This window comes from Methanolinea sp., from assembly GCA_030055515.1.
GTDB lineage: Archaea > Halobacteriota > Methanomicrobia > Methanomicrobiales > Methanospirillaceae > Methanolinea_A.
Window position 1 is genome coordinate 73,859 of the sequence record JASFYI010000002.1, and the last position, 19,117, is coordinate 92,975.

General features: G+C 64.6%; 17 protein-coding genes. 10 read left to right on the top strand and 7 right to left on the bottom strand.

The features are described 5' to 3' along the window. Positions 1 to 10 precede the first annotated feature (10 nt). Genes atwA through QFX32_04595 form a run of 7 tightly spaced genes read left to right on the top strand, consistent with a single transcriptional unit; the run spans position 11 to position 6,829 of the window. Positions 11 to 1,624, top strand: coding sequence for a methyl coenzyme M reductase system, component A2 (atwA, locus tag QFX32_04565; GenBank protein MDI9633313.1), 1,614 nt, complete (start codon positions 11 to 13; stop codon positions 1,622 to 1,624). 15 nt (positions 1,625 to 1,639) lie between these two features. Next, entirely contained in the window at positions 1,640 to 3,169 is a 1,530-nt protein-coding gene (locus tag QFX32_04570) for a methanogenesis marker 3 protein (GenBank protein MDI9633314.1), read from the top strand. Continuing rightward, positions 3,166 to 3,624 (top strand): methanogenesis marker 6 protein, encoded by a 459-nt coding sequence (locus QFX32_04575; GenBank protein ID MDI9633315.1) that lies wholly within the window; start codon positions 3,166 to 3,168, stop codon positions 3,622 to 3,624. Before QFX32_04570 ends, QFX32_04575 begins: the two co-directional genes overlap by 4 nt. 4 nt (positions 3,625 to 3,628) lie before the next feature. Then, positions 3,629 to 4,078, top strand: coding sequence for a methanogenesis marker 5 protein (locus QFX32_04580; protein ID MDI9633316.1), 450 nt, complete (start codon positions 3,629 to 3,631; stop codon positions 4,076 to 4,078). Beyond that, complete coding sequence (locus QFX32_04585) at positions 4,075 to 5,310, top strand: methanogenesis marker 15 protein (protein ID MDI9633317.1); 1,236 nt, start codon at positions 4,075 to 4,077, stop codon at positions 5,308 to 5,310. Before QFX32_04580 ends, QFX32_04585 begins: the two co-directional genes overlap by 4 nt. After that, entirely contained in the window at positions 5,310 to 5,894 is a 585-nt protein-coding gene (locus QFX32_04590) for a methanogenesis marker 17 protein (GenBank protein ID MDI9633318.1), read from the top strand. Before QFX32_04585 ends, QFX32_04590 begins: the two co-directional genes overlap by 1 nt. Continuing rightward, positions 5,891 to 6,829, top strand: a complete 939-nt coding sequence (locus tag QFX32_04595; protein MDI9633319.1) for a methanogenesis marker 7 protein — start codon at positions 5,891 to 5,893, stop codon at positions 6,827 to 6,829. Before QFX32_04590 ends, QFX32_04595 begins: the two co-directional genes overlap by 4 nt. 25 nt (positions 6,830 to 6,854) lie before the next feature. Here QFX32_04595 and QFX32_04600 read toward each other — a convergent pair whose 3' ends face one another. Continuing rightward, the gene (locus QFX32_04600) at positions 6,855 to 7,400 is read right to left on the bottom strand and encodes an FxLYD domain-containing protein (protein MDI9633320.1); all 546 of its coding nucleotides are present in this window, start codon (positions 7,398 to 7,400) and stop codon (positions 6,855 to 6,857) included. Positions 7,401 to 7,539: 139 nt separating this feature from the next. Here QFX32_04600 and QFX32_04605 point away from each other — a divergent pair, with 139 nt between their 5' ends. Beyond that, positions 7,540 to 7,995 carry a carboxymuconolactone decarboxylase family protein gene (locus tag QFX32_04605; GenBank protein ID MDI9633321.1) on the top strand — a complete coding sequence of 152 codons (456 nt, stop codon included), beginning with the start codon at positions 7,540 to 7,542 and terminating at the stop codon, positions 7,993 to 7,995. On the opposite strand, the gene QFX32_04610 is transcribed toward QFX32_04605, so the two are convergent. The 6 genes from QFX32_04610 to QFX32_04635 all read right to left on the bottom strand — a co-directional run bounded on the left by QFX32_04610 (position 7,889) and on the right by QFX32_04635 (position 16,039). After that, positions 7,889 to 9,814, bottom strand: coding sequence for a YgiQ family radical SAM protein (locus tag QFX32_04610; GenBank protein ID MDI9633322.1), 1,926 nt, complete (start codon positions 9,812 to 9,814; stop codon positions 7,889 to 7,891). The two genes, QFX32_04605 and QFX32_04610, sit on opposite strands and share 107 nt — an antisense overlap. A gap of 4 nt (positions 9,815 to 9,818) precedes the next feature. Beyond that, the gene (locus QFX32_04615; protein MDI9633323.1) at positions 9,819 to 10,271 is read right to left on the bottom strand and encodes a DNA-binding protein; all 453 of its coding nucleotides are present in this window, start codon (positions 10,269 to 10,271) and stop codon (positions 9,819 to 9,821) included. A gap of 33 nt (positions 10,272 to 10,304) precedes the next feature. Then, positions 10,305 to 12,128 carry a DUF2207 domain-containing protein gene (locus QFX32_04620; GenBank protein ID MDI9633324.1) on the bottom strand — a complete coding sequence of 608 codons (1,824 nt, stop codon included), beginning with the start codon at positions 12,126 to 12,128 and terminating at the stop codon, positions 10,305 to 10,307. A gap of 12 nt (positions 12,129 to 12,140) precedes the next feature. Next, on the bottom strand, positions 12,141 to 12,713 hold the full coding sequence (locus QFX32_04625; protein MDI9633325.1) for a LemA family protein: 573 nt from the start codon (positions 12,711 to 12,713) through the stop codon (positions 12,141 to 12,143). Between the two features lie 107 nt (positions 12,714 to 12,820). Continuing rightward, on the bottom strand, positions 12,821 to 13,783 hold the full coding sequence (locus tag QFX32_04630; protein MDI9633326.1) for an EF-Tu/IF-2/RF-3 family GTPase: 963 nt from the start codon (positions 13,781 to 13,783) through the stop codon (positions 12,821 to 12,823). 30 nt (positions 13,784 to 13,813) lie between these two features. After that, complete coding sequence (locus QFX32_04635; protein MDI9633327.1) at positions 13,814 to 16,039, bottom strand: hypothetical protein; 2,226 nt, start codon at positions 16,037 to 16,039, stop codon at positions 13,814 to 13,816. 311 nt (positions 16,040 to 16,350) lie between these two features. Here QFX32_04635 and QFX32_04640 point away from each other — a divergent pair, with 311 nt between their 5' ends. After that, positions 16,351 to 17,997 carry a flippase-like domain-containing protein gene (locus QFX32_04640; GenBank protein ID MDI9633328.1) on the top strand — a complete coding sequence of 549 codons (1,647 nt, stop codon included), beginning with the start codon at positions 16,351 to 16,353 and terminating at the stop codon, positions 17,995 to 17,997. A 154-nt stretch (positions 17,998 to 18,151) separates the two neighbouring features. Continuing rightward, positions 18,152 to 18,952, top strand: coding sequence for a polyprenol monophosphomannose synthase (locus tag QFX32_04645; protein ID MDI9633329.1), 801 nt, complete (start codon positions 18,152 to 18,154; stop codon positions 18,950 to 18,952). Positions 18,953 to 19,117 lie beyond the last annotated feature (165 nt).

Sequence of the window (19,117 nt, forward strand, 5' to 3'; positions counted from 1 at the left end):
AGGACTGTAAATGAAGCCCCTGATCACCGTGAAAGATCTTCGCATGGACTTCGACGGGAAGAAAGTCCTGAAGAATATCTCTTTTGAGATCTATGAAGGTGAGGTCCTGGGGATCATCGGGCGCAGCGGGGCAGGAAAGACCGTACTCATGCACCTTCTCAGGGGCGTGGAGCAACCACCCACCTCGGGGCATATCATCTACCATGTCGCCGTCTGCGACTCCTGCCCGTACATCGGGGTAGGGAGCATGGCAGGCGAGGCGTGTCCCACGTGCGGCGGGGTGCTCTCGGCACGGGACATCGACCTCTGGAACGAGGAGGACGAGGGGCTCCGTCGCCGGCTGATGCGGAGGACGGCGATCATGTTCCAGAGGACGTTTGCCCTGTACGGCAACGACAGGGTGATCGAGAACGTGCTCCACGCCCTCGACGACATCGACTATCCCCAGGACAAGGCGATCAACAGGGCAGCCGACCTCCTCGACCAGGTGAGGCTCTCGCACAGGATGATGCACATCGCCCGCGACCTCTCCGGCGGGGAGAAGCAGCGGGTCGTGCTCGCGAGGCAACTTGCAAAGGAGCCGTTCCTCCTCTTCGCGGACGAACCGACGGGGACCCTCGATCCCGAGACCGCCGACCTCGTCCACCGGATGCTGATCGAGGCGTGCGAGAGGAACCACATGGGAATGGTCGTCACGTCCCACTTCTCCCAGGTGATAAAGTCGGTCGCGGACAGGGCCATGCTCCTCGTGGACGGGTCCATCGCGATGCTCGGCTCGCCCGAGGAGGTCATCTCGAGGTTCATGGCGGACCTCTCCGACACGGAGACCTACCACGTCCCGGAGTTCGGCAAGGAGATCCTGATCGCGCGGGACGTGTACAAGCGCTACATCTCGGTCGACAGGGGGGTCGTGCGGGCGGTCAACGGTGTCTCGTTCGACGTCCGCGAGAAGGAGATATTCGGGATTATCGGCAAGAGCGGTGCGGGGAAGACGACGCTCTCGCGCATCATGGCGGGCGTCATCGAGCCCACGGCAGGGGAGATGATCATCAGGATCGGGGACGACGCCGTGGACATGACGAAGCCCGGCATCGAGAACAGGGGGAGGGCGAAGGGGTACATCGGGCTCCTCCACCAGGAATACGACCTCTACCCCCACAGGACCGTGCTCGACAACCTCACGGACGCGATCGGCCTCGAGTTCCCCAAGGAGCTCGCGATGAGGAAGGCCATCCTCACGCTCCGGATGGCAGGGTTCTCCGAGGAGAAGAGCAGGGAGATCCTCGACAGGTACCCGGGGCAGCTCTCCGAGGGGGAGCGCCACAGGGTCGCCCTCGCCCAGGTCCTCATCCGCGAGCCCCGCATGGTCATCCTCGACGAGCCGACGGGGACCATGGACCCCCTCACCAAGGTGGACGTGAAGCACTCGATCCTGCACGCGAGGGACGAGATGGAGGAGACGTTCATCGTGGTCTCCCACGACATCGACTTCGTGAGGGACATCTGCGACCGGCTCGCCCTCATGAGGGGGGGCAAGATCGTCGCCATCGGGAAGACCGCGGACGTCCTCTCGACCCTCACCGCGGAAGAACGGGAGGTCATGGGCCGGGCCGCGCCTGCGTGAGGGGCTGAGGACCGGATGATTACCCTCCTCGTCGACGGGGAGAGACGCCTCGCGAACGAAGGGGCGACGCTGCGAGACGTCCTCCCCGGGTGGGACTGGTCCTGTTCCGTCGGGGTGATCCGGGCAGGTGCGCGGGAATCGACCGAGACCGGGAGCATGAGGCTGGTCACCTCGGCAGGCGAGGTCGTCGTCGAGCTCCTGCCGGAGGGGCGCGCGCTCCTGCAGTCCCCCGATCTCCAGCTCCCGCTCCCGCTCCACTGGTCCGACAGGTACGCCGCGGCATTCGGCCCGTTCCCCTCCCGCTTCGTGCCCGCCCGGAAACCCCACCTCTACGAGCGCGGCGACCTCGTCCTCGGGTGCGGTGGCTACGACGCCGGCCGTTCCTACCTCGTCTTCTCCCGGCTCCGCCACGCCGCGGACCACGGGGCTGCCGCCGGCGGGGGGGTGATAGGGAGGGTCGTGTACGGGAGGGGGCTCATCGACAGGTGGACCTCCGGCGACCGGATCGAGCAGGTCGTCCCCGTCCTCAACTGGGCCGACACGAGCAGGTCTTTCTCGACGAACGACGGCTCCCTCCCCCTCGAGGACGGGATGGAGATCGTGACCCACGTCCGGGTCACGGCACACGGTTACGCGGGGGGGCGGGTCCACGCCACGGATGCCGCCGAGTCGGTGGAACACGTGCTCCTCGCCCTCGCGGGAAACAGGTTCGTCGTCGGGAGGGCGTCGAGCACCTACATAGAGGACGAGAGGATGGCGGGGACGCCCGTGCCGTTCGAGGTGAGGGCGCCCCGGCGCGAGGGGCACCTGATGGTCCGCACGAGGGGGAGGTCGTCCGGGGCACTCTACATCTACACGCGGGACGTCCCCGCGTCGGCTTCCCACACGCTCGCCGGCCAGGTCACCCACGGGATCGAGCTCGCGCGCCTCGCCCGCGCCGGGGAGACGATCCGGATCGAGGTCGAACCACCGCGCTTCGACCTCGTGGGTCTCTTCCTCTCCGAGGCAGAGGGGGTTGCTGCTTTCAGGGGGGTCGCTGTCACCGCCCGGGGAGAGGGCAAGGACCTCGTCGTGGTGGACCAGCAGCCCGCGACCACCCTCGAGGCACTCGCGGCGGGTTCCGTCACGCTCGAGGCTGTCCCCCTGGAGAAGATAATCGACATCGCCCTCGACGACGCCCACGCGCCGGAATCCTGCGCGGTCTTCCGGAAGCTCACGGGCCTTGACAGGCATAGGGTGGGCAGGATCCCCTTCTTCTTCCAGTTCGAGGATGTCTACCTCTTCAGGCCGCGTATTCCCCCCGGGACGCACATCATCCCCGAGAACCTCCCGGTCGACCGCGTGCTCCCCGGCACGCTCGCCATCACGAACGACTCGCGGAAGGGGGCGGGTCTCGTGGGCGTGAGGACCTCGGAGAACAGGGAGTTTGGTCCCACGTCCGAACCCTTCGAGGCAACGAACCTCATCGGGCGGGTCCTCGACCTTGGGAAGCTTTCCGCACTGAAGGAGAACGAGATCGCATTCATCAGGGAAGTGAGACCATGAAGGTGTATTCCCCCCGCTATACCGGCACCGTGACAAAGTACATCTTTGTCGAAACCCCCGAGATGACACCATCGGACCTTGCCATCCGGGCGTACGAGATCTCCCGGGGGGTGATGATCAAGGAGACGTGCTTCGGCCTCCAGGTGACCGGCAAGGAGGAGGATGTCGACCGCCTCGTCGCCGCTCTCCGGGCGATAGACCCCCTCCACATCTTCGTGAAGGACAGGGGTTTTCCCCCGGGGGACCCGCGCAGGTGCAGGGCGAACCTCGGCGGTGCCCGCCCCGGCTTCTTTGGCCACGAGTTCGAGCTGGGCCTCCTCCGGTTCATCTCGAGGGGGCTTGCCGCGCTCCCTTCCCGGGATCCCGGAGCGGTCCCCCGCCCGCCGGTTCCCCGGCGCGGCGAGAAGCTGGGTGCGTCACGCCTGAAGGAGATCATCGAGTCGTGGGGGTCCTGAAACGATGGCACGCGTCTTCATCTATCCCACGACGAGCCTCATCCTCTCCGACCTCGTCGCGAGGTTCGGCCACACCCCCCTCTCCGCCGCGATGCAGGTGCGGGAGATTGTCCAGACGCCCGGGCTCGAGTCGCCCCCCCTCCAGATCACGCCCGAGGACCCGAAAAAAGGCCTCCGGTGGGCCGCGGTCGAGGTCCCGTCCGGTGTCCGGGGGCGGATGGCAATCTACGGGCCGCTCCTCGAGAAAGCCGAGGCTGCCATCATCGTGAACAACGCGGACTTCTCGTTCGGCTGCATGGGGTGCGCGAGGACGAACGAGCTCCTCGCCTTCCTCATCCGGCGGAAGGGGATCCCGGTCCTCGACCTCGAGTACCCCTCCTCCGAGGAGGAGGGCATCGAGTTCGTGGCCGCGATCAAGAGGTTCCTCGACTCCCTGCCCGGGGGTGCGGGATGACGCGCGTCCGGATCGCCCAGCTCTCCTGCGGCCCCGAGTACAGCGGGGTTCAGAAGGAGATCGCGGATGCAGCAGCGGCCGTAGACGCAGAGGTCTTCTTCCCCGACATCAAGCTTTCCGATATAAGGAAATCGTTTGACGAGTTCGGCCTCATCGTGAGGAGCCCCGACCTCAAGCTCGCCATCGCGCGTGCCGTTGCGCTCGTCGAGGGGAAGGTGGAGGCAGACGCGGTCTTCATCGCGACCTGTTTCCGGTGCGCCGAGGCCGCGATCGTGCGCAACGAGCTCCGGCGGTACATCCACGAGAACTCGGACCTGCCCGTGGTGAGCTACTCCTTCACCGAGAGGACGACCGCCGGCACCCTCCTCACGCGGATGGAGGCGCTCACGACGATCGCTCGCAGGAGGGCACTCCTCGCCCGTGAGGTGCAGGAGGGCCTCACGATGGGCGTCGACTCGGGATCGAGCACCACGAAGGCCGTCGTGATGCGGGACAACAAGATCATCGGGACGGGGTGGGTCCCGACGACCGGCGTGATCAAGAGCGCAGAGGCGGCAGTCGAGGAGGCGCTCTCCACAGCGGGCGTCTCGCGGGACGAGATCCAGGCGGTCGGGACGACGGGGTACGGCAGGTTCCTCGTGGGCGAGCACCTCAAGGCCGATCTTATCCAGGAGGAACTCACGGTGAACTCCAAGGGCGCCGTCTTCCTCGCGGACTGCCAGCACGGTCCCTCGACCGTGATCGACATAGGGGGGATGGACAACAAGGCGATCAGCGTCCAGGACGGGATCCCGGGGACGTTCACGATGGGGGGTATCTGCGCGGGCGCGAGCGGCAGGTTCCTCGAGATGACGGCAAAAAGGCTCGGGGTGGACATCACGGAACTCGGTCCCCTCGCGATGAGGGGACTCTCCCGGAACGTCCCGATGAACAGCTACTGCATCGTCTTCGGGACGCAGAGCCTCGTCAACGCGCTCGCCGCGGGGAGCTCGCCCGAAGATGTCGCGGCCGCCGCCTGCCACAGCGTGGCCGAGCAGGTCTTCGAGCAGCAGCTGCAGGAAGTCGACATCAAGGAACCCGTCATCATGGTGGGCGGGACGTCGCTCATCCAGGGACTCGTCCGCGCCATGGGCGACCTCCTCCAGGTACCGATCACCGTCCCCCCGCACTCCCAGTACATCGGTGCCGTGGGCTCTGCCCTCCTCGCCTCGGGCTTCATCCGGAGGGAGTGATGGAGGCAGTCGAGTACTTCGAGGTGGAATGCCCCGAGCCCGCGGGGAGGGAGTACTACAGGAAGATCGCCGAGGTCGTCCTCCTCGACCACAACCTCCTGCGGGTCATCCACAAGCTCCACATCCTCATCGACCCGAGGGTCCCGATATTCATCGCGGCCGGCACCACGAGGAAACTCCCCGGCGTCGTGCGGGTGAGGGACTTCTCCGACGTGAGCGTGAAGGACGCGGACGTGACCATCTCGATCGCGGACGAGACGTACCTCGCGCCGCTCCTCCGCGTCCTCTGGGAGAAGTTCGGGAAGGACCGCGTGGACCAGCCCGACAGGTTCACGGTCGTCGTCACCCGCGGGGAGGGCGGGGAGGAGGCCGCGATCCCCGAGCTCGAGGTCTATGACCCGAGCGAGTCCATCTACAAGGACCTCATCTACGCCCTGCAGGTCATCCAGCCCGAGGGCTTCAAGGTGCGGAGGCATTACTACGGGAGGAACAGGTTCTCCCTCGTCGCGAGCGAGGACACGCTCCCCGAGGACATCGAGCGGACCGTTGCGGAGAAGTTCGCGCTGATGGGGGTGGAGGAGTGACGCACGTCCCCGTGACCTACAAGGGCGGCATTTACAGGCACGACGAGATCGTCGACCTGATCGAGGACCTCGGCGGGTACATCATCCAGAAACACGTCATCGCGCAGGAGGTCGTCCTCCAGGCCCTCGTCCCCCGCGAGGACATCGACCTCATCAGGAGGATAGGAAAGCCCCTCACCGGCGAGGTCACCCCCTCGCCCCTCGTGGGCACCGAGATCGCGGTCGTCTCCCCCTCGCTCGAGATCCACCACCTCCCCCACGCCTCCTGCGACGTCGCCGAGTACATCCGCCGGTTCGGGGCGAAGACCAACATGGTGGGGCTCGCGAGGGGGTTTGGCAAGAGGATCGCGCAGCTGAACGACGAGGAGAGGGACATCATCAACGAGCACGACCTCGCCGTCTACCTCCTCGGCGACTTCGAGGCCTGCATCGAGAGGAAGTTCCCGGTCCTCCGGAGGGGCATCGACGTCCCGATCGTCCTCTGCGGCGGCCCCCCCACGGAGGCACTCCGGAGAATAGTCGACCCCCCCGTCGAGGGGTACGTGGGGGGCATCGGGCGGTTCATGCACAGGACAAAGGAATCTGCGGAGATAGAGAAGCTCGAGGAGGTCGTCGCGGAGGTCACGCGCGTCCTCGACCGCCGGCGCGACGAGCTCGCGCGGGACCCGCTCTCGATCTCGCCCGCGCGCCTGATGGATATCATCGCGGAGAACGTGGAGGAGATCCATTCCGTCCTCTCACCTACCCCCCTCACCGTCCAGATGAGGGGGCTCCGGGTGAAGCTCCCCTACGACACGTTCGCACCGGTCATCCGGGGGATCGAGGTCGACTCGGGGGTCACTGTCGGAGACATCGCCGTGGTATCTCCCTCCCGCATGAGGGACTACATCCTCGTGCGCGTGAAACCGTTCTCCGAGACGAACCTCGTGCTCTGATCCCCGCCGGCCTGTGCCACCCTTCTCACGCAGTGAATATCTCCGCGAGCTCGTAGTGGTGGTAGTCCCTCGCGGGGAACGGCTGCGTCGCGAACTTCCACGTCTTCTGGGGGGCAAGGGAGTTCACGCTCGCGTAGGTGTTCCCGACGAGCTGGCCGTTCGCGTTGTAGAGGTTGAACTGGACGGTGATATGTCCGATCGTGGCCGGCTCGTCGTTCTTTATCTTCCCCGCGAGGATCTTCTCCCCGTCCCCGACCGTCTCCTCCCGCACCTCGATGATCGAGATCCGGGTGCGTGGTGATGGGCGGGTGAGGACGTACCCGTAAGGTGTCGCCACGAGGTGACGGGGAGCCTCTTCCCCGGCCCCGTAACCGGTCTCCACGAGGGGGACGGTTCGCCCGGAATCGGCCTGCGGGGGAGTCGTCGGCGCGGGCGACGGGATGCCGGGCGGCGGGGGCTCGGGAACGAGGTCCCTTGCCGATATGCACCCCGAAAGAGCGGCGGCCGCGAAAAGGATGAGCACGGTCACCGCGAGCGTTCCCATCCCCGGCGTCCCGGTGCGATTTCCCATGGAATATCTCCTCACCATGGATCTGGCTGGGGGATATATATAAACTCGGCCGCATTGCGGGGGGACCCCCGCGGGTCCCCGGGAGCGGGACGCGCACCCTTAAAGTAGGGCCCGGGCGGATATGTATCCCGGGCGAGCCATGACACGCGATGACCTTTTCGTATTCGAGCAGACACTGAAGGAGATCGTCTCGCGGGGCGGGGAAGAGACGGCACGCGAGTGGATGGAGAACATCGAGGCGGAGTACGGCCACGCCCCCCTCATATTCAAGCGGATGGCCGAGAGGCCCGAGGTCCTCATCTCGCACCTCCTCTACAAGGGAGCCGTGACGCGGACGAGCTCGCTCGACCCGAAATACGTCGAGCTGATCAGCATGGCCGTCGGCGCGGCGCTGCGGTGCCGGCACTGCACGAGCTACCACATGCAGGCAGCCGCGAAGAAGGGTGCGACGCGCGAGGAGATCCTCGAGGTCATCCTCCTCGCGGGGCTCATCTCGAACTCTTCCGTCCTCGCGAACGCGTACAGGATCTTCGACGAGAAGATGGCGGGATGCCTCCCGTGCCACTCGGAGGGGATCGAGGAGCGCGGTCGCTAGGCTCCCGCGCCAAAAACCTCTCTTTCCCGTTCCCGGCCACGAGGCACTTCTCGCTTTGCCCTACGAGGTCTCCCCTCCCGGCCGCGAGGAGGGCCTCCCGGACGAGCGCCCTGTTCCTTGGGTCCCAGTACTGGAGGAGGGCCCTCTGGATCCTCTTCTCCCTCCCGCGGGGAACGTGGACAGGCTCCATCGTGAACGGGTCGAGACCCGTGTGGTACATGCACGTGGAGACCGTCATCGGCGTCGGTGTGAAGTCCTGGACCTGCTCGACCCGGATGCGGTGGTCCCGCGCGAACTCCGCGAGGGCGATCATGTCGGCGACGGTGCAGCCGGGGTGTCCCGACATGAAGTAGGGGAGGATGTAGCTCTTCTTCCCCTTCCCCTCCTGCAGTCTCCCGAATTCCCCGCAGAACTCGAGGAACACGCCGATGCCGGGCTTCCCCATGAGGGAGAGCACGCGCGGCGAGACGTGCTCGGGGGCCACCTTGAGATGCCCCGGGACGTGGTACTCGCAGAGGTCCCGGAGGATGGAGTACCCGTCCGCGGCGAGGAGGTCGTGGCGGACCCCGGAGCTCACGAGGACCTTCCTCACCCCGGGGACCGCCGAGAGCCGGGAGAGGAGTTGCCGGAACGGCGCGTGCGAGGTGTGCAGGCGCGGGCAGGCGGGCGTGCACCTCCTCTCCGCGCAGGTCCCTTCTTTCTCCCACCTGTCGCACCTCATCCCGTACATGTTCGCGGTCGGTCCGCCCACGTCGGAGATCACCCCTGAGAAACCGCGGAGAGAGGCGAGGCGGCTTGCTTCCCGGACGAGCGACTCGATGCTCCTGCTCTGGATGATCCGCCCCTGGTGGTGCGCGATCGCGCAGAACGAGCAGCCGCCGAAGCATCCCCGGTGGCTGACGAGCGAGAAACGGACAGGCTCGAGCGCGGGGATGGGGAGGTCGTAGGAGGGGTGGGCCTCCCTCGCGAACGGGAGCTCGTAGATCGCGTCGAGGGCCTGCGGGGAGAGCGGCTTTGCGGGGGGATTCTGGACGATCACGCACTTAGGGTGCCTCTGGGCGACGGGCCTCCCGCGGAACGGGTCCTGTTCCCCGTAGTGGACGGCAAACGCGCGCGCGTACTCGCGGGGATCCTCCGCGACGACGGTGTACGGGGGGATCTCCACGAGGCCGGGATACCTCTCCTCCTCGAATTCCGCGGGGGAGACTTTCTCGACCGTCCCGGGAATCGGGCGGCCATCGCCGGGGAGGAGCCCTGCGGAGATCCTCCTTGCGATCTCCACGACCTGCGCCTCCCCCATCCCGAAGACGAGGATGTCTGCGGGCGCGTCCGCGAGCACCGACTGGCGGACCCTGTCCGACCAGTAGTCGTAGTGGGCAAACCGCCGCAGCGACGCTTCTATCCCCCCGAGGACGACCGGGACCTCCGGGAAGAGCGCGTGGAGCTTGTCCGCGTACACGAGTGCCGCACGGTCTGGCCGCGACGGTCTCCCCCCGGGGGAATACACGTCCGTCGAGCGCCTCTTCTTCGCCGGGGTGTAGTTGTTCACCATGGAATCGCAGGCGCCGGGCGCGACCGCGAAGAAGAGGCGGGGGGTACCGAGGGCGAGGAAGTCCGTGCTCCCCCGCCAGTCCGGCTGGGGGATGATCCCCACGGAGAACCCCGCGTCCCAGAGGACGCGGCCGATGACCGCCGCGGGGAAGGAGGGGTGGTCGACGTAGGCATCGCCGCTCACGATGACGACGTCGAACTCGTCGATGCCGAGTCTTCTTGCCTCCTCCATGCTGACGGGGAGGAAACGCGGCTGTTTCTTCCTCACCCTATCACCCGGGCCCTCCCGGGACGTGGCGGGGGAGGGAGAGCCCGGTGAGGGGATCGGGGACCCTTTCCGTCTCGATCCCCGCGACCTCGAGTATCACCGCCTCGACGACGACGTACACCTCGGCCGCGTCCCTCACGCACCCTGTCACCGCGCGCGTGCCCCGCCCGGCCCCCGCGTGGAGGTGGACGCGGGGTCTCCCCCCTTCCCACGAGATGGTCCCAAAGCCGACGATCTCCCAGCCGTCTCCGATCTCCTCGCGGTGGGGGACCGGCGGGAGGACCGGTTCCTCGGGCCCGGTCACGAGGCGGGCAGAACGGACTGCACCGAGGACGTGGACGAGGCCGCTGCGGATCTCCTTCTCTGCGATGCACGCTTCCAGCGCCGCGAGCAGGTCCTCGCCGTGGTCGACGCGGAGGAGGAAGACGCGCCCGACCCGGCCCTCAGCGATCTGCACGCGAATCCCTCCCGCGGCAGGTGGGGGGCACGGTCACCTCCCCCCCACGCCCCCGCCGCCGAAACCTCCTCCCCCGCCGAACGACCCGCCGCCGAAACCGCCGGCGCCCCCACCCCTCGAAGGAGGAGAGAACGCGAGCACGGGGACGAACGCCGCGGATAGGCCGCTCGCGAGCGGGACGCCTGCCTCGGGGAGAGGGACGTGCAGTTCCCTCATGGCCCGCTCGACCCTGTCCCCGACGCCGAGCGCGGTGCCGTACACGAGCCACTCCCCCCACATGGAGAGGTCCGCGGGGGCGTACTGCCTGATGAGGGCAAGGTCGGAGAGGAACCGCGCGAATGCATCCCACTCGAGCTTCTCCCTGTACCTGTCGTCCTTCCAGTGTCCAAAGAGGGTGGAGGGGAACGCGAGTGCGATCCCCGCCTGCACGACCGAGGCCCCGAAGAGGACCGCGGCCGGGACGAGGAGGTGGGCGAGGACGGGCACGGCGACGAGGACAACGACCGAGACCGCGCAGAGCGCGATCGCGACGAGGAGGAGGGGGATGACGTGGTCCCTCCCGTCGACGACGTACGCCGCGATGAGGCGGGGGTCGGTCTTCCGCGTCACCATCGTGAGGTCGCGCTGGTACTTGAGGAGGAGCTTCTCGACCGATGGGTCCCTCGTCGCCCTCCCCGCAAGCTCCCGCACGAATTCCGTGTCCACCTTCCCACCCACCCCGACCTCCTTGAGGAACGAGAGAACCTTCTGCTCGTACTCGTCGGCACCGGCCTTCGAGTGCACCGAGATCTCGATGTCCTTCCCGCCCGGTTTCTCCTTTACCGTGATGAACCCTCTCCTGTGGAGGTCGAGGAGTGTCGCGTAGAACCCGTCCTGGTCGAACGTCATGGGGTCCCCCTTGAAGAGGAGGTTGACTGCCCACGGTTTCATCCCCGGGTTCGGCGTGAAGCTCAGGTACTCCGGGACAGTGAACTCTCTCTCCCTCCCGTACCGGGCGTAGAGGAGGACGAGGACGACCGGCATCGCGACGACCGAAAGTACGCTCAGCGCGCGCAGCGTGGTTGCCGCGAGGAGGGGAATGATATCATAGGCAGGGTTTGCTGCCCGGATCTTCCCCGCGACGTCGTCCACAGGCACGGGAAAGCCGGGGATCCCGCCCATCTCCCCCGCCGGGAAGAGGACCTCTATCCCGAGGACCTCGTCGCCCGCGACGCTCCCCGCGACGACGACTGCCCCGCCATCCCGGGAGACGGACAGCCCCGGCGGGTGGGGGAAGACCTCGCGCGCGTACCGGGCGGGGACCCGGACCTCGACGTTGCGGAACGGGACGTGGCGGTCGACGAGGCGGAGGTTCAGGTGGGCATCGCGCGCGTCATGCTCCACGGGCGGGCTGAGGACGTACCGGTAAGTGACGGTGTAGGTCCCCCGCGGGAAGTAGGAAGGGTTGTAGATCCCCACCTCGTTCCGTTCTGCCCTCTCCCCGACGAACATCGCGTGGGCAGGGTTCCCGGAGCCGTGGAGGGTTACCTCCCCGAGCCTGTCCTTCACGTACCCCACGGTCCCGGCGGGGACGTCCATCCCGGTGAGCCTCACGTGCGGCACATCGAGAGGCGCGGTGGAGAGGGGGGCGTCCCAGTAACGGTAGAGCATCCGGTACTTCCCGCCCGCCTTCACCTCGTACGAGAAGACCTCGACGAAGGTTCCGTCCTCGTGGAGTGTCGCCCGGTAATCCGCGACCACGAGGTCCCCCTCGAGGAGGGCCGGGACGAGGAGCGAGATCCCGATTGCCACGCCGCCCACGACGGCTGCGATGGCCACGAGGAGGGCGAGGTCCCTCTTCTCGCTGTCGAGCACCATTGGTCGGGTCGGCTAGAACGCGATCCTCGGGGGGGTCTGGATCGCTTCCTCGAACTCGAGGTACTCGAGTTTCTGCAGGCCGAGGATGCGGGCGACGATGTTTGACGGGATGACGTCGCGGAGGGTGTTGTACTGCTGGGAGATGTTGTTGTAGGTGTACCTCTGCCGCGCGATTTCGTCCTCGACGCCCCTCACGGCCTCCATCAGGTTCATGACCGTGCTGTTCGTCTTGAGGTCGGGGTAGTTCTCGGCCACGGCAAAGAGCCTCCCGAGGAGCGACCGGGACTCCCTCTCGATCTGGTTGAGGTCTCCCGGCCCGGCCGTGCCGACGCTCGCCCGCATCGCCGTGACCTTCTCGAATGTCTCCCGCTCGAACGCCGCGTAGCTCTTAACCGCGCCGAGGAGCTGCTCGATCATGTCGAGACGTTTCTTCATCGCGACGCGTATCTGGCCGAGCGTGGCCTCCGAGGCGTTCTTCAGGGAGAAGAACCTGTTGTAGATCCCGACGAAGTAGAGGATGATTCCCACCACGACGAGGATTGCGACGAGCGCGATGATCCATGGGATGAGAGCGCCGAGTAGCATACCACACCTTTCGCCCCGCCGCATCATTAACCTCCCCTCCGGGGCGGCCGCAGGGCGAGGGGAATCGAGAATGGCGCCCGGGAGGAGAATGGGGGACGCGCCCCCGGTCACTCCGGGACGATCCTCCCCACCACGCGGAGCTTGCCCCCCTCGAGGTAGTGGATGAGGACCGGGGACCCGGGGGGGTAGACGAGGTCCCTTTCCGACCGGAACGTCACCTCGGGTCTCCTCCAGTCCCCGCTGTTGTTCACGTACGCGACCCTCGCGGGGACGAACTGCATCCAGTGGCCGAGGTGGACGACCATCTGCTCCCTCAGCGGGGCGGGCCAGTAGCGGACGAGTTCTGCCCTCCCGTGGTGGATCCCCGAGACCACGAGGGAGGGATCGTTCGAGAGGACGTCGCCGCGGTCGATTCCGTCCGCCTCGATGCCCTTGAGGGCGAGTCCGACCCTGTCCCCCGCGGACGCGGAAGGCACGTCGTCGTCGTGCTTCTGGATGGAGCGGACGTGCGCGGCCCTGTTTGCCGGGAGCACCCGGAGCTCGTCGTGGACCCTGACAGTACCCCTCGCGACGGTGCCGAGCACGACGGTTCCCACCCCTTTCACGGGGAAGCAGTGGTCGACCGGGACCGCCCCGTGCTTCCCTTCCCCGCCGGGGGCCCCCCTCGCGCCCGCGATCTCGAGGAAGGTCTCCCGGAGGAGGTTGTGGTCGTCGGGCTGGAGCGCGTAGTTCCCGACCACCGTGTCCCTGACGAGGGGGACGACCTGGTCCGGCGAGAGGTAATTCCGCAGGACGAGGACCCCCTCGCGCACGCCCGCGGCATGGAGCATGAGGACGCACTCCCCGAACGCGGGGGTGATCTCGTCGACGACGAGCAGGGCCATGTCCGCCATCGAGACAGCGTAGAAGAGCGACGAGATCCTCTCCGGGTACCTGCTCGGCTCGACGTAGGTGACCGTTGTCTGGTCGCGCTTCTGGTTGTAGAAGGTGATGTCGGATACCGTGCCCTTCTTCCCGAGGTGACCGGCGTACCCGGCAGGACCGATGACCGCGACGGTGAGGTTCGGCATGTGCGATACACTATGGAGGGGGAGACGACATCATGGTTTTTCCGCCGCGGGCACCGTGTTCTTCCCTGGGGAGCGCGGGGGAGGGGGGGAGAGGTACCCCTCGATGGTTCTCCTCTTCAGGAAGAGGGCGAGCAAGGCGAGGAGACCGGCGAGCGTGCACGCTTGAGCGACCCTGTAATCGAGGGGTTCAAACGTGAATTCGACCCTGTCCGTCTCCTCCCCGAGTGTGCCCGAGACCATGTTCCCGGCCGGTTCCGCGTCCCTGCCGTTGACCTTCCACCCGGGGTAGTAAGCGGTCTTCAGGACGGCAATGTCGCCTTTATTGAAATGCCCCCTCAGCACCACCCTGTCGGGCGCAAATTCGTCGATGCACCCCTCGACGAGAACCCCGCCCCTCAGCACGAAGGCGTTCGGCAGGACATGCTCCATCCTGTAGAGGGGGACGCCTGCGACGACCATGGGGGTTCCCGGAAGCTGGACCGGGGAGCCCTCGAGCGCCGCCGTGTCGACGACCCAGTCCACCGTCGCGTAGGTGACGTTCCCTACCCGGTAACTCACTCCCGGTGTCCCCTCCAGAAAGTACGCGTAGTAAGCCCGGACGGGGTGGAGGCCATTCTGTACGTACCAGTAGGTGAAATCGATGTGCTGGAACGGCCAGCCCGTGTCGAGGACCCAGACCTGCCCCTGTCTCTCCGACATCTCCGCGATCGCCGACGCAACTGTCTTTCCCGGGCTCTCCCCGAGCCGCGGGTCAGAGTCTGCGAGGAAGCCCGTGCAGCCCCAGAGGGTCACGAAAAACCCGGCGAGGAGGATGACGCAGAGGGGACTTTTCGCGAAGGCCCTGAACCCCTCGCGGTCGGCACCGTACATTACGAGGACGAAAACTCCCGCCATCACGAGGATCTTCGCGACGTTCAGGGGCTGGAGGACCGGGAAATTCTCCACGAGGACCACTGCCTCGATGAGGAGGGCGGAAGCGAGAAAGAGGATAAGGTTCCTCTGCGTTGCCCTACCCGAATAGAGCAGCGCGAGGAATCCCCCCACGAGGACGAGCGAGAGGATCGCCTCGGCAGGCGGGACCGTCTGGAATGGCAGTTCGAGCAGCTTCACGAGGAGGACTGTGGCAACCCCAAAGAGAACCCTCTTCTTGGCCGCGATGTCGGGAACGATCGCCCCGGACTGCCGGAAGGATGCACTCGCCTTCAGGAATCCTTCCACCGCGAGGAGGATGACGATGGGGACTACCGCGGCGAATATCCTCCCGGGGCAACGGAGGGACGCAAGGCCGGGGAGGAAGTGGATGAAGGAGAGGAGCGTGTTTCCCCCGTCTGCCCACAAGAAGGCGAGCACGATCGCGAAGAAACCGGGGACCGCGAGCGAACGGCGCCCGAGTACGAGCCCGAGAAGCGCGAAAATGCACAGGACCGCCCCGACGAGGACGATGCTCTCGTGCAGGCCGTAACGGGAATTGATCGTCGTTCCGAAGATGAAGGAACTCAGGTTCCGCTCGAGGAGACCGCCGCCCGAGAGGGGGTCGATCGGGTCGATCCTCACGATGGAGCCTGACACGAGGAGGGAGGGGATCCACTTAATCGCCGATAAAAGCCCGGCGAGCGCGATTCCCGCAAAGATGCAGAAAGATGCCTTCCTGTCGACCGTCTTTTCCCACAGGCCAAACAGGAAGAAGATTCCAAGGACCATCGCCGCGAAGATGACGTAGTACGTCGTCCCCGTGAAGACCAACAGCGTGGCGACAACAGCGAAACACGCGATATTTTTTATTTTGAGGTCCCGGAACAACGCCATTTTGAGAGAACAGGAGTAGAGGAGGGGCAGCCACGCGAGGGCAAAGAGGATGACTGTCTGGCCGAGCCTCGCGAGGACCGCCCCGGAGAACGCGTAGGAGAGGGAGAAGACGAGGAGTACCCTCTCGTCCCGGGTGACGAGGGTCCCGAGGGAGCGGAAAGAGAAGAACGCGATGACGACGTGGAGGAGGAGGACGAAGTTCATCACCGTGATGTCGCGGGTGACGAGGAAAAAGGGGAAAGAGAGCGGGTAGTAGAGATCGAGGATGGGCCCCGCGTAGTCGGGGAACCCCGTGATCCACATGTTGTTCCACAGGGCGCCGGGGTTTGCAGCGTGGAAATGGTAGGGCATGGAAAGCTGGAGGATGTCGTGGAACTGCGCGATGAAAGCCCTGCTCAGCACGAAGACCTGAGGGAAAAGGATGAATGCGAAGATGACGGGGATGACCAAATAAGGGAATTTCTCTAAATGGAGAGATCCGGGTCTATAAAATTTCAAGTCCATACCGGAGTCTTCACGCCGGTCACCGAGATAAGAATTCCCTTTTCGCCGGGCGATACGGGGATTTCGCGTGCGAGGTGTAAATGTCCATCGCAGAACCATTTCCGTACCCGCCTCTCTTCGGCGTGGACGGAAAAACACCTCGTTTCTCCCCCGGGAGGTATTCGTCGTTGGTATCCGGACTATATACCTGGGTCGGTGAGGAACCAATATATGTGGTACAAATCGGATAATAATATGGAATAGAGACGGTTTTTCTCATGGGAAGCGACCGCGCAGGAAAGATTATCCATTTTGTCCAGATTGGCCTTGCCATCGCGATCATTCTCGCGATCTTCTCGTTTATCTCTGCGTCTGAATTCCTCGCAATTATCGCCTCGATAGACCTCCGGTTCTTCCTCCTCGCGCTCGCCTGCTACTTCTGCAACAATCTCCTCATGGCCCTCAGGCTCAAGCGGCTCCTCGCGCACCAGGGGAGAAAAATCAGGTTTAAATTCGCGTTCTGGGCCCACATGGCAGGAATGGCCCTCTCTGATTTCACTCCCCTACGGAGTGGCTACCTCTATACTGCCGTGGTACTTGACAAGAGAGGAGTCCCCCTCGAGACAGGCACGGCAACGATCACGTCGACGTACATCTACGATCTCCTCTTCAAAATCTCGATCGCGCTCCTCGGACTATGGTACCTCTACGCGACCCTCATCTCCCCCGGACTGTTCGCGGTCACCGTGGTGTTTGTCACGTCCATCGCCGTGATCCTCGCCTTTTACTTCCTCGCGCTCTATCCCCCGCGAATGGTGCGCCATTTCGCCGAGAAGTGGCGGTTGGGTTCCAAATTGCTCGCGATAGGCGAGGAAGGCCGCAAAATCCAACAATTCGTTCCCTTCATCCTCTGCATCGCCCTGCTCGGCTGGCTCCTCCGCGGCCTGCAGTGGTTCTTCGTGGGCATGTCGCTCCACGTGGTATTCCGGGCCCCCTACGACGCATTCTTCCTCTCGCCGCTGCTCACACTCTTTTCCCTCGTCCCGCTCACTCCCGCAGGACTCGGCATCCAGGAAACAGCGATCATCACGTTCTTCTCTCTCATCGGGATACCGATTGCACTCTCGGCGACGTTCGCACTGGTGGTCCGGGGAGGCGAGATCCTCGTTGATGCGTGCGGGATTAAGGGATTTTTTGTCCGGTCACAGGATGAATCGGCATTGAAAGCCCATTACCAGGCATTCCCGGGCGATATTGACGAGAAGGCATACAATTCCAACCTCCTCGTCCAGCGTTATTTTCAACGCAGGAAGACCGAGATGATAGAAAAATCCCTCGATTCCCGTGGCGGGGTCCTCCTCGACCTCGGCTGTGGCAGCGGAGTCCAGATTGCCGCGGTGCGGAGAGAGTACAAGGGGGAGGTAATCGGAATCGACTTGAACAGGAATGCCTTGCTCTACGCGCGGGGGAAAAACATCCCGGGGGCATCCTTCATCCTCGCGAATGTCCACCATCTCCCAATCCGCGAGGGCTCCGTGAACCAGGTCATCTGCTCGGAGCTAATCGAGCACCTCCCGAGACCTGAAGCAGTCATAGGAGAGATCCGCAGGGTCCTCGTCCCCGGTGGGGAAGTCGTGATCACGACACCGAACGAGCGCTCGATCTGGGGTCTTTACGAGCTCTTGTGGGACGTTTTCGGGCACGGGAGGAACTACGGGGAAACCCACCTCCGATTCTTCTCGGTCCCCGAGTTGTCTTCGCTCTTCTCGGATTTTACCTCTCGTTCCTCCCGCACGATCTTCTTCCTCTCCCCCGTCTTCGCACTCACGAATTCCCCTGCCTTCCTCCGCGCGGGACTGAAAATCGACGAGTTCTTCGAGAGATGGGGATGGGGTGTCTCGATCGTCTTCCACGCGAGGAAATGAGGGAGGACTGGATCCCGGCCACGGCGAGGAGCACCCAACCTATAAATTTCGACGACGCGAAGGGAATGAGAGGATCATGAATTCCCGCGGGAGCATGAGAAGCGAGATACACGGTTTTTTAGCGAATCCGGGTAAATCGGGTGGACCCTGCGACTTGACGGTTCTCGTGCCGACATACAACGAGAGAGAGAACGTGGAATCGATTATTAGCGCGGTCAACCAAGTCTTCGCCCGGTCTGGCATCCGGGGCCATATCCTCGTCGTCGATGACAATTCGTCGGACGGGACGATCGACATCGTCAAGTCCCTCATCCCCCGCTACCGGAACTTAAGTCTCCTCGTGAGGCACGAGAACCACGGCCTCTCCCCGTCCCTCTACGATGGTTTCTCCCTCTCCCCGTCAGACTACATCCAGTGTATCGATTGCGACTTCTCGCACCCCCCCGAGCTCATCCCTGAGTTTTACCGGTGTCTCAAAGAAGAGAATAGGGATATCGTCATCGGAAGCCGCTATATCCCGGGCGGTGGATCGGTGAACTGGCCGCTCATCCGCAGGATCCTCTCATACGGTGCGGCAGTCCTCGGGCGGTTCGTCATCCCCGTTGTCCACGACTCGGGGAGCGGTTTTTTTGCCATCAACCGGAGGGTTCTGGAGGGTGCTTCCCTTGCCCCCCGGGGCTTCAGGATGGGATTCGAGATCCTCGGGAAAGGAAACTGGAATTCTGTCAAGGAGATCCCCTTCATCTTCCGGAACCGAAATCAGGGAAAGAGCAAGCTGAAGCCCCGGATCATCCTCCAATTCCTCATCCAGATAGTGGGCATCCTCCACTACAATTTCATCCTGGAGAGAAGCGGGAACATCGTCAGGGCGTGGAAGATGCACCTTTCTCGATCCCCCGCGCATCGTGAGCACGGGGATCTCCCGGGAGGGATTCCGCCGGGAGAGAAAAAGTAATGGGTATGACCCGGGCATACTCTGGTGATTTAAATGGGACGAAAGAGTAAATCAAGAGCATTTGAGAAGCCTGAACAATCTCCTTCGCGCGATGCCGTTGATGTCCCGGGAAGCTCTGTACAGGGGACAATAAAAATAATTTTCGCGGATTTTTGGCTCCCTGTA

Excerpts from the sequence above, each read along its gene's own strand:
- atwA (MDI9633313.1), top strand. The coding sequence starts at position 11 with ATGAAGCCCCTGATCACCGTGAAAGATCTTCGCATGGACTTCGACGGG.
- QFX32_04570 (MDI9633314.1), top strand. The coding sequence starts at position 1,640 with ATGATTACCCTCCTCGTCGACGGGGAGAGACGCCTCGCGAACGAAGGG.
- QFX32_04575 (MDI9633315.1), top strand. The coding sequence starts at position 3,166 with ATGAAGGTGTATTCCCCCCGCTATACCGGCACCGTGACAAAGTACATC.
- QFX32_04580 (MDI9633316.1), top strand. The coding sequence starts at position 3,629 with ATGGCACGCGTCTTCATCTATCCCACGACGAGCCTCATCCTCTCCGAC.
- QFX32_04585 (MDI9633317.1), top strand. The coding sequence starts at position 4,075 with ATGACGCGCGTCCGGATCGCCCAGCTCTCCTGCGGCCCCGAGTACAGC.
- QFX32_04590 (MDI9633318.1), top strand. The coding sequence starts at position 5,310 with ATGGAGGCAGTCGAGTACTTCGAGGTGGAATGCCCCGAGCCCGCGGGG.
- QFX32_04600 (MDI9633320.1), bottom strand. The coding sequence starts at position 7,400 with ATGGGAAATCGCACCGGGACGCCGGGGATGGGAACGCTCGCGGTGACC.
- QFX32_04605 (MDI9633321.1), top strand. The coding sequence starts at position 7,540 with ATGACACGCGATGACCTTTTCGTATTCGAGCAGACACTGAAGGAGATC.
- QFX32_04620 (MDI9633324.1), bottom strand. The coding sequence starts at position 12,128 with ATGGTGCTCGACAGCGAGAAGAGGGACCTCGCCCTCCTCGTGGCCATC.
- QFX32_04625 (MDI9633325.1), bottom strand. The coding sequence starts at position 12,713 with ATGCTACTCGGCGCTCTCATCCCATGGATCATCGCGCTCGTCGCAATC.
- QFX32_04630 (MDI9633326.1), bottom strand. The coding sequence starts at position 13,783 with ATGCCGAACCTCACCGTCGCGGTCATCGGTCCTGCCGGGTACGCCGGT.
- QFX32_04640 (MDI9633328.1), top strand. The coding sequence starts at position 16,351 with ATGGGAAGCGACCGCGCAGGAAAGATTATCCATTTTGTCCAGATTGGC.